The organism is Sphingobacterium sp. WM (assembly GCF_029542465.1).
Classification (GTDB): domain Bacteria; phylum Bacteroidota; class Bacteroidia; order Sphingobacteriales; family Sphingobacteriaceae; genus Sphingobacterium; species Sphingobacterium cellulitidis.
In genome coordinates this window covers 1,584,555-1,597,925 of record NZ_CP120709.1, presented here as the reverse complement: position 1 = coordinate 1,597,925, position 13,371 = coordinate 1,584,555, and the positions used below count along the sequence as shown (strand labels likewise).

Annotated in this window: 12 protein-coding genes; 7 read left to right on the top strand and 5 right to left on the bottom strand. The window is 33.6% G+C overall.

The window, feature by feature from the left end; translation table 11 throughout:
* Complete coding sequence (locus PZ892_RS06840) at positions 1–1,476, bottom strand: glycoside hydrolase family 130 protein (RefSeq protein ID WP_182498797.1); 1,476 nt, start codon at positions 1,474–1,476, stop codon at positions 1–3.
* A 167-nt stretch (positions 1,477–1,643) separates the two neighbouring features.
* On the opposite strand from PZ892_RS06840, the gene PZ892_RS06835 reads away from it, so the two are divergent.
* The 5 genes from PZ892_RS06835 to PZ892_RS06815 all read left to right on the top strand — a co-directional run bounded on the left by PZ892_RS06835 (position 1,644) and on the right by PZ892_RS06815 (position 5,863).
* Entirely contained in the window at positions 1,644–2,846 is a 1,203-nt protein-coding gene (locus PZ892_RS06835; protein WP_277712572.1) for a glycosyltransferase family 4 protein, read from the top strand.
* Between the two features lie 11 nt (positions 2,847–2,857).
* Positions 2,858–3,949: a hypothetical protein gene (locus PZ892_RS06830; protein ID WP_277712571.1), complete on the top strand. Its 1,092-nt coding sequence runs from the start codon at positions 2,858–2,860 to the stop codon at positions 3,947–3,949.
* A gap of 7 nt (positions 3,950–3,956) precedes the next feature.
* Positions 3,957–4,259 carry a Rho termination factor N-terminal domain-containing protein gene (locus PZ892_RS06825; RefSeq protein WP_277712570.1) on the top strand — a complete coding sequence of 101 codons (303 nt, stop codon included), beginning with the start codon at positions 3,957–3,959 and terminating at the stop codon, positions 4,257–4,259.
* 8 nt (positions 4,260–4,267) lie between these two features.
* Positions 4,268–5,302 carry a DNA topoisomerase IB gene (locus tag PZ892_RS06820; RefSeq protein ID WP_277712569.1) on the top strand — a complete coding sequence of 345 codons (1,035 nt, stop codon included), beginning with the start codon at positions 4,268–4,270 and terminating at the stop codon, positions 5,300–5,302.
* A gap of 105 nt (positions 5,303–5,407) precedes the next feature.
* The gene (locus tag PZ892_RS06815) at positions 5,408–5,863 is read left to right on the top strand and encodes a PA2169 family four-helix-bundle protein (protein ID WP_277712568.1); all 456 of its coding nucleotides are present in this window, start codon (positions 5,408–5,410) and stop codon (positions 5,861–5,863) included.
* Positions 5,864–6,268: 405 nt separating this feature from the next.
* On the opposite strand, the gene PZ892_RS06810 is transcribed toward PZ892_RS06815, so the two are convergent.
* Positions 6,269–6,955: a YetF domain-containing protein gene (locus tag PZ892_RS06810; RefSeq protein WP_182498802.1), complete on the bottom strand. Its 687-nt coding sequence runs from the start codon at positions 6,953–6,955 to the stop codon at positions 6,269–6,271.
* Between the two features lie 88 nt (positions 6,956–7,043).
* On the opposite strand from PZ892_RS06810, the gene PZ892_RS06805 reads away from it, so the two are divergent.
* Both PZ892_RS06805 and PZ892_RS06800 read left to right on the top strand, forming a co-directional pair.
* Positions 7,044–7,934, top strand: a complete 891-nt coding sequence (locus PZ892_RS06805) for an SDR family oxidoreductase (RefSeq protein WP_182498803.1) — start codon at positions 7,044–7,046, stop codon at positions 7,932–7,934.
* 85 nt (positions 7,935–8,019) lie between these two features.
* Positions 8,020–8,772 (top strand): Ku protein, encoded by a 753-nt coding sequence (locus PZ892_RS06800; RefSeq protein ID WP_094281444.1) that lies wholly within the window; start codon positions 8,020–8,022, stop codon positions 8,770–8,772.
* Here PZ892_RS06800 and ligD read toward each other — a convergent pair.
* From ligD to PZ892_RS06785, 3 genes are read right to left on the bottom strand one after another with little or no spacing between them, the layout of a single operon-like run.
* On the bottom strand, positions 8,769–11,237 hold the full coding sequence (gene ligD / locus PZ892_RS06795) for a DNA ligase D (RefSeq protein ID WP_277712567.1): 2,469 nt from the start codon (positions 11,235–11,237) through the stop codon (positions 8,769–8,771). The genes PZ892_RS06800 and ligD overlap by 4 nt on opposite strands.
* A 45-nt stretch (positions 11,238–11,282) precedes the next feature.
* Positions 11,283–11,942: a response regulator transcription factor gene (locus PZ892_RS06790; protein ID WP_182498806.1), complete on the bottom strand. Its 660-nt coding sequence runs from the start codon at positions 11,940–11,942 to the stop codon at positions 11,283–11,285.
* A 4-nt stretch (positions 11,943–11,946) separates the two neighbouring features.
* The gene (locus tag PZ892_RS06785; RefSeq protein ID WP_277712566.1) at positions 11,947–13,029 is read right to left on the bottom strand and encodes an ATP-binding protein; all 1,083 of its coding nucleotides are present in this window, start codon (positions 13,027–13,029) and stop codon (positions 11,947–11,949) included.
* Between the last annotated feature and the right edge of the window lie 342 nt (positions 13,030–13,371).

The window sequence follows — 13,371 nt, the reverse complement described above, 5'->3', positions numbered from 1 at the left end:
TTACGATTTTCCTTCTTGCAGCAATGTATCCAACAATTCGCTTAAACATACTGTTGCATAGGTAGACTCATGATCGGAATAGGCATATGGTAAAATCAATTGATTGTTATGGATGATTTGTCCGCAGGAGTACAAAACATTCGGAACATATCCATTTCTTTCTTCTTCATTTGCAAACAGCAAGGGTTCTTTTAGTTTTCCAATAACCTTTGTCGGATCTTTCAAATCAAGCAGCATTGCCCCTATTACATACTCTCGCATGGGTCCAACAGAATGGGTAATAACCAGCCATCCTTTTTCGGTCTCTAAGGGGGATCCGCAGTTGCCTACCTGAATAAATTCCCAAGGACATTCTGGTTCTGCAACAAGATGGATTTCTTCATGCCAATTCGTGATTGAGTCTGAAAAAGACACATAACTATTTTCTCCATCCACACGACACAACATGACATATTTCCCATTTACTTTTCGTGGAAAAAGAGCAGCCCCTTTATTGGCAATCCTTCCATTAATTGGTTGAATTTTAAAATTGATAAAGTCCTTTGTTGAAAGAAGTTTTGGAAGGATAGAATGTCCGTCATAAGCGGTGTAGGTTGCATAATAAGTAGTAACTCCTTTATCACTTTTATAGGCCACAAAACGTGCATCTTCAATACCATTCTTTTCAGTATCAGATATTGGAAATATTACCCTTTCAGAAATAGAGGTATCCAAGGAATAGGAAATTTCGTAATGCGAAGATGCCAACCAATGAATTTGCTGCATTAAAATTTGATTATCATGTGTCAACTCGTTCTCTTCTTGTATTTCCTTGACAAATCGCAATAATTCATCATATATAAAAGTGTCTGTAAACTTCTTTTCAAGAATGGATAAAATCTCTTTATTTACAGAATGTATCTGTAATAGTTTTTCTAAAAAATCGTCTTTTTTGTACCTATAATTTTTGACATGTTTAGGCTTATCCAATAAAATACCAACTTCGTCTAAAGTAATATTCAGATGATTATCAATAATTCCTGATCGAAACACGATGGAAGAGAGATGCCCCTCACCTACAGCTCTGAAGCTTAATATTACTCTTTTCTCACCTTCATGGGTTTGCGTTTGGTCCGGAGATAAAACGATGGAAGGATTAAAATAGGCTGCTGCTTCAATTGAATATTCCATAGTGAAAAATGATCCTATCAGTAATTTTTCAACGTCAGAGAGTTTTTTAATATCAATTTTTAATTCCTTGAACTCTTGTTCTTTTAATTTAAAATTCCGCTCCAGTACATTTAATACACTTCGATGTCTACGCGCATAATTCCTTAAGATTTGAGTAATTAATGCGTTTTTACTTTCATCTGATAATTTCAGCACCCTTTCAATTATTCTTTTAGAACGTTCAGGAGACAGGTTAAATCGGCGAGCAAGTACGCGGTCCAATTTAGGTTTAAACAAAATATTTTTTCGATTTATAGTAATTCCCATAACAAATGATCTTAAGTCACAATAACTTATTAATAACGATTTAAAGTTTGACTTGTTTAATCTTTGTCATTTTAACTATTAATTCCTGCATTCAAGAACAATTTCATTTTACGGAATGTTCATAAGTAACTATAGCGTAGTTATAAACAATTTGCAAAAGGATATCTATGAAAATTTTAATTATTGGCACCTATATACCTAGGAAATGCGGAATTGCAACATTCACACATGATTTATTTAATTCGATTAGGGATTATTCCAATAAGGTCGATGTGATTGCTATTTCGGATGGTACAGAGAATAGCTTCCCGTCTGAGGTAAAAAAAGTAATTCAAAGGGACAATAAATTAGATTATATAGAAGTTGGAAAGTGGGCGAATCAGCAAAACTATTCAATTTGCATTATTCAGCACGAGTTCGGAATTTTTGGTGGGGAGGCTGGTGATTTTATTCTGGATTTTATATTAAGCATTAATTTCCCAATAATTTCAAATTTGCATACCATCCTGCAACATCCCAATCCGCAGGAATTTAAGGTGATTCAAAGACTTTGTTCACTCAGTGATAAAATTACAGTCATGACTACTCGGGGAGTACAAATGATGCAATCGGTATATCATATTAATCCTGAAAAAATCTCCTTAATTCCACATGGAGTTCCAAATTTTACACTCACAAAAGAAGATGCCAAATTTTTATTAGGATTGGAAGATAAAAAAGTGATGCTCTCATTTGGACTATTAGGTCGAAATAAAGGTTATGAAATTGCTATTGAGGCGACTTCTAAGGTTATCGCCGATGATTTCGTTTATATTATTCTTGGCGCAACTCATCCGAATGTTTTAAAGGAAGAAGGTGATTCCTATAAAAATAGTTTAATAGACCTTGCTGGCAAATTAAAGCTTTCTGGAAAAGTATTTTTTATCAATCATTTTGTAAGTGATGAACTGCTACAGCAATATTTAAAGGCCTGCGATATTTATGTGACCCCCTATCCAAATGAAAATCAAATGAGTAGTGGTACCTTATCCTTTGCATTAGGGGCTGGAGCGGCAGTAATTTCAACACCATATTGGTATGCTAGGGATTTATTAGCCAATAATCGCGGTATTCTCTTTGATTTTAATGATGTGAATGGATTAGCATCGAATATCAATCAGCTCCTTTCAGATCCAGAAAGTATGAAAAATTATCAACGAAGAGCGGAAGATTTCGGAAAATCTATGTCCTGGATGAATGTTGGAAAAATGCATCTGCGTTTAATATCTTCATTAATTTCTTCAAAAAAGAAAATCCAGGTTATTCATAATCAAGATAAAACCTTAAAATACTTAGCTCCAGGAAAAACTAAAAATTTATTATCATCCTAATTTCAGGTCCATTGGAGGTGTTTCTATTGAAGAATAATAATATAAAAGAACCATTAGCCGCATTTTTTGCTAAAGTTCCAGAATTGGATTTATCCTATATTGAAATTCTTACAAATCCTACCGGGATCTTCCAACATGCAAAATTCAATATTCCAGACTACAACCATGGGTACTGTTTGGATGACAATTGCAGAGCTTTATTACTGTTGCTGAAAGGACAAGAAAGTGTTGATCCCGCGAAGGCAACAAAATTGATCAGCACCTATTTAGCCTACATTTATTATTCCCAAAATTCGGATGGAACATTCCGGAATTTTATGTCTTATGATTTGAATTTCTTAGAAAGTATTGGATCAGATGATAGTATGGGACGAACGTTATGGATTTTGGGATACTTATTATCACGCCCAGAAAGTGCACAGTTCCACAATATTAGTAAGGAAATTTTTGACCGAACGATACCTCATTTAAAATATTGTAAATCAGTGCGAGCCATTTCCTTTTACATTTTAGGACTTCTATATTTTTTGGAAAAATACCCCGAGAATAAAACGGCTATTCATCAGTTAGAAACTTTTTGTGATTTTTTGATTCATGAATATAAGGTTTGTAGTATCGAGAATTGGCATTGGTTTGAAGAGGTCATTTCTTATGACAATGCCATTATTCCGTTGAGTTTATTAAAAGCTTCTCGATATTTCAAGAATGCAGGATTACAGAAAATTGGACTTGAAAGCGCTGATTTTCTAGACAAAATTTTATACAGGAATGGTCATTTTGCTCCCATTGGGAACCAAAACTGGTATAAAAAGCATGGAGAAATAAGTGCGTATGGGCAACAACCTGTTGAGGTATGTAGTTCAATTTATTTATATCAAGAATTAAGACAACACAACACTCAAATAAATTGTAAAGAAAGAATAAGAGATAGTTTTTTGTGGTTCCTAGGTAAGAATGATTTGAATATATCCTTATTTGATCATGAAAATATAGCCTGTTATGATGGTCTTGAACAATATGGAATAAATAAAAACCAAGGGGCTGAAAGTAATATAGTTTTTTGGTTATCCTATATTGAAGTAAAGAAAGTTTTATCCGTTTAATATTCAAATGCTTAATTCAAGTATTTATTCTCAAATTCAAGTATTTAGCTCCAAACAAATGATTTTTTCAGACTGTTTAATATGTATAAAAAGATACGGAGGTGAAAAGATGAAAAAGCAAACACAAGCACCTATTGATAGGCATCCACATAATAAAGACTCATTAGATTCTCGGAAAAGTAATGTTAAAGCCGATGAATTAGAAGAAAGTTCAAAATCAGATTTATTAGCAAAAGCTCGCGAAATCGGTATTACTGGAAGACATCAAATGAGTAAAGGCGAATTAATTGATGCTATCCGGAATCATTAATTAAAAGTATGGATAAATCCTTTACCCCAATTCCTTCCCCTAACAAGACAGGAATTAAGTATATTGACAGTAATATCGCTGGTTATTCAAGAGCTAAAAAGGGTAAAGGATTTTCCTATCAAGATCATAATCATCATAAAATAACCAATTCTAAAATTCTAGCTCGCATACATTCCTTAGTCATTCCTCCCAATTGGCAAGAGGTCTGGATTTGTCCTTTCGCAGAAGGACATATTCAAGCTACTGGAATTGATGACAAAGGAAGGAAACAATATATTTATCACCCCAAATGGGTTGATAATCGAGATGAGCATAAATTTGAGCTTCTTTCCATTTTTGGAAAAAACCTTGAAAAGCTTAGAAAACAGATAAAAAAAGATTTAAATCGAAAGGATTTAGATTGTCAAAAAGTATCTGCAATTGCTTTAAATATTATGGATTTAACCTCAATGCGGTCAGGTAATGAATATTATCAGAAGCATTATGGATCTTTTGGATTGACCACTTTACAAAATAAACACCTCAGCCTTGAAAACAACAAAATTTCATTTAAATACATTGGTAAAAAAGGTGTAAAACAGGAGAAAAATATTCAAAAAAAGAAGTTGGCAAAGCTCCTAAAAGAACTATCAGAATTAAAAGGTAAACGCCTATTTCAATATTTGGACGATCAACAAAAGGTTCGCCCATTGGAAGCTATTCATCTCAATGAATACTTATTTCAAGTCTTTAAAAAACATATCACCTGTAAAACTTTTAGAACCTGGAATGCTTGTTATTGCTGTATGGAATCATTACTATCAGAAAATAGCCCAACTAATCAGAAAACACGATTGAAGATTATTAAAAATGTAATTAATTCGGCAGCAAATGAACTTGGAAATACAAAAGCTGTAGTAACTAAACATTATATACATCCTGGAATTATTTCTACTTACAAGGAAGGAGCTTTAGATTCATGGATAATGAAAAACAGAAACCGTTCTAGGTCAATGAAGAAGAAAACCATTAGCGATAAACTTTTAAAAATAATATCCTCATGACCCTATCAAGTATTTTTACACAGAATAGTGTACAAATACCTGAAAATTAAAAACTTAGAACTTATCTCTTAGTTAAGGGTTTTGAAAATACTAATATGATAAATCATGGAGAACGTAGATAAAAAAATAGATATAGTTAATCAAGCTGTTGAGATTAATAATGACCGAATAAAAGGTTATGAGAAAGCCGTTGAAATTGCAGGAGAGTCTAATCTTCGGGAGTTACAGGCATTATTTCGGCAATACATTGATCAGTCGAGACAATTTATCATTGAATTGAGTCCGTATTTGGAGCAGTTTGGGGAGGAGCCAACTGAAGACACCAAATTTAGCGGCAAAATTTTTCGGATATGGATGGATATAAAATCAGCCATGTCACCTTCGATCAACCAGGCAATTTTAGAATGTTGTGAAAAAGGTGAGGACGAGTTTAAGGAGACCTATAAAAAGCTCCTTAGCGAAAGTTTGGATGATTATCAGGACTTAATTGATTTATTACAAAATCAGCTAGCCATAGCCATGGAAGCTCATCAACATATTAAAGAATTAAGAGATTTATAGTAGCACTCAAAAAACCCATTTCCATATTGTCAGGCAAAAGAACACCTCAATTCTTTTGCCTATTTTATTATTTAGGAATAAATACGGGATTATTTGGGGAAACTACGGGTTTTAATTGTGATTTAATTTAATATAACAGTAAATCAGTATTTTAACAGAAAGGATACCCAATGGAATCTATTACACTTACTATCTTTTTGATAGTTCTATGCATTTTAGTTATAGGATTTGCTGTTTATGGGATTCGATCAAAACGAAGAAATAAATCTAATCCGGACTAAGGGCACATAAAAAAGAATCATAATAACATACATTCATACTGTATTCGTTTATTTATTAATACCTTCATTTTTCCAAAACCTTTAAACTCCCCGTTTAAAGGTTTTATGTTTTAAGCAGGTGGTATCAACAATATTTATTATTAATAGCTTTAGTCCATTTTTTATGTTGACAAACAGGGCATGTAAAATCTATGTTAACATGTTCCAAAACCTTTCCACAATACATACAAGCATAAGGGCCATGGCTATTAACTGAAGGGACAATTTCTATGTAGTCATCTGGAAAAAGTGGTAAGCCAAATTTCACTTTAGAATTATCATATCGGAGTATGCTCATTGATCCATCTGTTTCCAGTACAGCAATCCTAACTTGGCCTAAATGTTCTATGGAGCTATTTCTTAATTCAGCGAAGAATTCCATTTTTGAAAAGCTGCTGATATTTTCCTCTGTAACCGCAAATTCCCCGTCTCTGACCACTACAAAAGGCTCTCCTTCCATGATTCGATTCACAAAGGTAAACTTTGCTGTTAACCAAGTAATTCCTTTGTAAAGTAGAATAACAGTCAGAAATACTAAGATAGCGTGAAAAATAGGTAGATCCTCCTGAAACATCGGATCTCCAGCGGCTGATCCCAGGCCCAAGATAATCGCAACCTCAAATAATGTTAGTTGTCTGACTCCCCTTCTTCCCGAAATTCGAAGGATTATTAAAATTAAAAGGAACATAATTAATGTTCTCAAAATAATCTCTACCAATAGATTAGGGCTTGCTCCATCGAATAAAATCTTATATAAACTGTTATCGGCCATTTTAATGAATGCTTTTTTATGCAGAACGATTATCCATTGAATTTGTTCTAATACTAGACAAGCAAATAATTGATTAAAGAAAAAGCAAATGAAAAATCAGAATTCGCAGAATCCAGAGACAAAGTATCCGCAACCACCATTCAAGACTCAGCCTCAATCTCCGCCAGGCGAAACAAAATTAATGGATCCAAGACCCGATCATGGAGAAGAAACCTATGTTGGACATGGGTTAATGGAAGGTAAATCAGTAATTATTACTGGAGCAGATTCAGGTATAGGAAGAGCGGTTGCCATTGCCATGGCTAGAGAAGGCGCAAATATTGTAATTGCTTACAAGGATGATATTGAAAATGAAGATGCTTATGACACAGCAGAATGGGTTAAACAAGCCGGTTCTAAAGTCATTCTATTTAAGGGTGATCTCAGTGAAGAATTAAACTGTAAAAATCTGATTGAAAATACCATCACAGAATTTCAAAAGATTGATGTATTAATTAACAATGCAGCCTACCAGATGACCTATAAAGATATTGAAGATATTACTGCGGAGGAATGGAATAAAACGTTTGAAGTAAACTTGAGTGCGATGTTTTATCTGGTCAAGTTTGCTAAGAAATATATTCCTGCAGGCGGCAGTATCATAAATACTACCTCTGTAAATGCTTATGATCCCAACCCCACTCTACTGCCATATGCAGCGAGTAAAGCGGCCATTCAAAATTTCACTTCCAGTTTAGCTCAAATGTTTCTCGAAGAAAATACAGGAATAAGGGTCAATGCAGTTGCACCAGGACCTATTTGGACGCCATTAATTCCGAGTACTATCCCTGATCATGAGAAATTCGGTAGTAATACCCCAATGGGAAGACCAGGACAACCTGCTGAAATCGCTCCAATCTATGTATTCTTAGCATCTGAAGCTGCATCCTATATTTCTGGTGCTACCATTCCTGCAACAGGTGGCAGAGTAACAATTTAGAGAGTGAAATCATGCTAAAAAGAGGGCTTTTATACTGCTCCTTGAACTAAATTGCCTAAAAATTGTTATTAAAAATAAAAACGACATGAAAGCAATATGGACTGGCGCGATTGGTTTTGGACTAGTAAATATTCCTATCAAAATATTTTCTGCTACGCAAACTAGCAGTCTTGATTTGGATATGCTGGATAGAAAAGACCATTCGAACATAAAGTACAAAAGAGTCAACGAAAGTACAGGGAAAGAAGTTACATGGGATAATATTGTGAAAGGATATCTCTTAAAGGACAAATATGTAGTCTTGGAGGATGCAGATTTTGAAGAGGCCATGCCTGAAAAGAATAAAATGATTAATCTTCAAACTTTTGTTAAGCTTCAGGAAATTGACAGTATTTATTTTGATACTCCCTATTATCTGGAACCGCAAAAGTCTGGGGAAAAAGCATATCAATTATTACTACAAGCCCTTGAAAAAAGTAAAATGGCAGGTTTAGGGACTTTTGTCATGAGAAGCGTTGAGAATCTGGCGATTATTAAACCCTACAAGAATATATTACTCCTTAACAAACTACGCTTTGAGGAAGAAATCCGAGATATAGACGAACTTAAAACTCCAGCGACTAAAATTTCAAAGCAGGAAATGGATATGGCACTTCAGCTAATAAAAATGAATAGTAAGGAATTTGATATTTCTGCATTCAAAAATGAATATTCTAAAGAATTGCTGAAGATTATCACCCAAAAAAGTAAAGGTAAGAGGGCAACCATTCGTAAGATTAATGTAGAGAATACAAAAGCTACGGATTTATTGGAAAAATTAAAGGCCAGTTTAGCTTAAAATTTAGCTAAAGCTGATTTGATATCTACCTTCATCTTTTTAATATCTATCCAAGGATCCTTCTTCTCACTAACACGCTCATATATATTGTGAATGGTAAACTGGTCTATCGATAGATCATAAGTAACTTCTTCCCAATCTATAGGTGTACTGACTGTGGCTTGAGGCTTAGGTCTGACTGAATATGGGGCAACAATAGTTTGTCCCTCTTTATTTTGCAAATAATCCAGATATATCAGATTTTTTCTTTTTTTTGGATCGCGAACCAAGCTTGTCGTGTCGGGGTGTATTTGTTGAATCAATTCTGCAATAAATTGTACAAAATCTCGGATAACCTGATAGTCATATTTCGCATCCATATTCATAAAGATGTGTAGTCCTGTGGACCCAGAGGTTTTAATAAATGCTGGAATATTTCCTTTATCCAATATCTCTTTAGCTGTTAATGCCACATCGATCAAGTCTTGCCATTTAGCACCATTGGGATCTAGATCCAATACTGCAAACTCTGGTTTATCCGGTTTCTTATAGGTCGATAGCCATGGATTTATTTCTATCGAACCCAGGTTTACAATATATAATAGACTGGGTAAATCATTGCATAGAAGGTAATCTATGTTTTTTTCAGTACTTTCCGAATAAACTTCGGTAGTCTTTAACCAGCTTGGTATCTTCTCAGGATCCACATCCTTTTGGAAGAAATTCTTTTCTTCGATTCCATTCGGAAATCGATTCATGGAAATTGGTTTATCCTTAAGAAAAGGGAGAATATATTCACTCATGCTTTCATAATAATGCAAGAGCTCGCCCTTTGTTATCTTTTCCTGAGGCCAATATATTTTATCTAAATTGGTTAGTTTAACAGTCTTCTTCCCGAATTTTAATTCTTTTTCCTTTTCCATAACTTTATTATCTAATTCCTCCTTCGTAGTTTCAAAAGCTGACTTATCATCTCTTAACCCTTTAAACACCGGATGTCTTAAGTGTTCTTCCTTGGTCCATTCCGAATAATAAACATCACAAACCAATTCAGGCTTAAGCCAAGTCACCTCTTTTTCTTTTGCTACAGTTATATTATTTGGAAATGGTTTAGAATTGGACTCATAGTTTTTGAATAACTGATGTAATTGTTTCAAGGATTTTTCACTGAAACCGGTACCACAATTCCCAATATATTTCAACCCCTTTGGCGTTTTTATGCCTAATACGAGAGCTCCAAAATAAAATCTTGAACCTTCGGGTTTTGTATAGCCACATATTATTGCTTCCTGCGTATTTCTAATTTTAATTTTCAACCAATTTCCATTCCTTGAAGCCTCAGCATAGGTGCTATTTTTTAATTTTACAATTACACCTTCCCATTTTTCTTTTTTTGCAAATTCGATTAAATCTTTTTTACCCTCATCCAGACTTTCCACTGGTCGAACATGATTGAAACTGTATTTTTTCAAAAGTAAGTCTAGAATTTCCTTTCGCTCAGATAATTGGAATGCTGTCAAATCATTATTGTCTAATTGCAGAATATCAAAAACATAATAATGGATTTTAAGATTTTTGGGAATAGGCTCTCCAGATTGAAGTAACTGAAATTGGGCAAGTCCTTTTTCATCTTCAATAACTACTTCCCCATCCAATATACATGGCCTGTCAATAACTTTTAAATCTTCAAACACGGAAGGGAATTTATCTTTTAAAGATTTTCCATTTCTGGATAATAATTTTCGGGTTTTCCCATCGAAGAAAAACAAGGTCCGGAAGCCATCAAATTTTTTCTCAAAAAGCCATTCACCTGAGCTTGGAATTTTCTCACTTAATTTTGCAAGCATAGGTTGTACACTACGCTGCTGGTTTTGATCAGGCTTTTTTTTTAACTTTTCGGAGAGAGATTTCTTGGAGTTTTCCTTAAAATCTTTACCTTCTTTTTTGATGGTTGTGCTTACCAAATCCTCGATATTATAAGCTTTTTCCTTGGCATATTTATCCTGATGTTTAATCAAGAGCCAATTCTTTCCATCCTCGGTATGCATTCGAACCAATGCAAAGTCCCCTTTCAATACTTTTCCATGAAGGGTAAATTTTATGGACCCCTTTTTCCAATTTTCAAGAAATTCTTTATTTGACTTCGTTTCAAGGGGATCATAGCTTCCTTCATCAAAAATACTCACTGTACCGGCGCCATAATTTCCTTTAGGAATACTTCCTTCGAATGAGCCATAACTCAAAGGGTGGTCTTCCACTTCGACGGCTAATCTTTTATCTTTAGGATTCATGGATGGGCCTTTGGGAACAGCCCAGCTTTTTAATGCCCCATCTATTTCCAACCTGAAATCATAATGCAGACGACTAGCATCATGACGTTGGACAACGAAACGATAACTGGCGGGTTTATTCTTTTCCTTTTCAGCTTTAGGCTCGGCTGTTTGAGAAAAATCACGCTTTTTATTATATAAATTAAGGTTCGACATGTTTTTTTATACTGAACAAATCGAACCTTAATAAAGTTTAATTAATTATTGAATCAATCCATTTAGCACTGCATATTTGATTAATGCAGGGGTATTTTTGGATTTAGTTTTATCTATTAAATTTTGTCTATGTCCTTCAACAGTTCGCTTGGATAAAAACAACTTTTTGGAGATTTCCAAATTGGTATATCCTTCTCCTAATAACTCCAAAACTTCCAGTTCTCTGGCGGTTAATTCTAAATCGATTGGATCTATCTCAGCCGCTTTTATTTTATTCTTATCAATTCCATTTTGGATCAGAGACATCATTAAATCTTCGCAAAGATGTTTTCCACCGGCAGCAACATGATTTATACAGTATATTAATTCTTCAGAACCCACATTTTTAACTAAATAAGCCTTTGCTCCATATTCAAAAGCTTTAAAAACGTGTTGTTCACAATCAAGCATAGTCAATACAATAACTTTGATATGCGGGTAAATAGAATTTACTTCTTGAATTAATTGTAACCCATCTAAGTTATTCATACTTAAATCTGTGATGATTATATCAATCGATACTCCAGAGTTTAATGTATCCAGAGCTTGTTTACCATTACTGACATCGGCTACAACCTCAAAGTTTTCTTGAGAATTCAAAAGTAATTTAATACCATTTCTTACAACTAAATGGTCCTCGGCTAATAATATTTTTATCTCGCCCATTTCTTTAAACCAAATTTAAAGTTATACTTACCGCACTTCCCTTCTTTAGGCTTATTATCTCCATTTCACCTTGATATAAATCTATTCGATTCTTTATACTTCGCAATCCAATTCCTTTCTTCATTTGTTTATTGAGATCCTCATTAAATCCCACACCATTATCTTTAACTATTATCTGAATTTTATCCTTGACCATTCCTACTTTCACGGCTACTTTGGAAGCCTGGGAATGTTTTAGGCAATTATTCAACAACTCTTGAATAATTCTATAAATAACTAATCTGATATCTTCATCATATTCCTCCACTTTTTTGGTAATAACAATTGATACTTGAAAATCTGGACTTTCAATTCGATTAACCATAAATTGGATGGCAGCTTTCAATCCAAAATCATGCAGGACAACAGGTACTAGGTCAATTGAAATATTACGGATTTGGGAAATTGCTTCATTCAACATTAACTTAATAGATTCAATTTCCTTGGATTTTTCTTTCCTCTCGCCCTCTAATTGTCTTAGGTTTAATTTTATCGCATACAGAGTTTGCGCAACACTATCATGTAATTGGGTTCCTATTCTAAATCTTTCTTGCTCTTGGGTATCCACAATAGCCTGAAAAATCTCCTTTTTTAATTCAACCCAATGATGATGTGGATAAAATTGTTTATCAAATAATAATAAGCAGTATAGAGGTTCATGAAATCGATTAGAGAATTTTTTGACAAAAGTTTCTATCCTTAAAAAAGGCTCTTTTTTATTTTTAAATCCCAACGATATTAATAACGGTTTAGCAGAAGTATCCCGATTTTCAAAAATACCTTTCAATTGATAGGCATCTTCAGTATTTAAAAATTCAAAAATATCCCGCTTTAATAAATCCTTTCCACCTAATCCGAAAATATAATCAGATCTACCATTGACGCGTTTGACATGGAAATTTTTATCCAACACAATAATGGCAAATGGGCCCTCTTTAAAAAACACATCAAAACATAGTAAATCACTATTGCAATCTTCCTGTAAGAGGGTAAACTGCCTCCCAGAGTCCGATTTATTATTTGATTTGTCCTTAGTTGAAGTTAGCATGACTAATTAATCTTTTATATATTACTTTAATTAGTTTACTGGCACCATATGACTGAAAAATTCAATCTATCCAATAATTAATTTCAAAATCCACAGGTTGTACTTAATTAAATTTTTATTAAGCTATTAAAATTAACTAAAATTAATCGCTAATGGCTTTGAGGAAAGCTCAATTAAAGATAATTAAGTACTTTTTAAGTCATTTCAGGTATTTGTCGCAATTTCGCTACAAAAATAACGTGTAACATTTCTTCATTCTAAGTATAAAATCAAAGGAATAAATAGTTAAAGCATACCTAAAAGCATTGATTAGCAATATTTTCATCCTCGAAAAAGAACCCT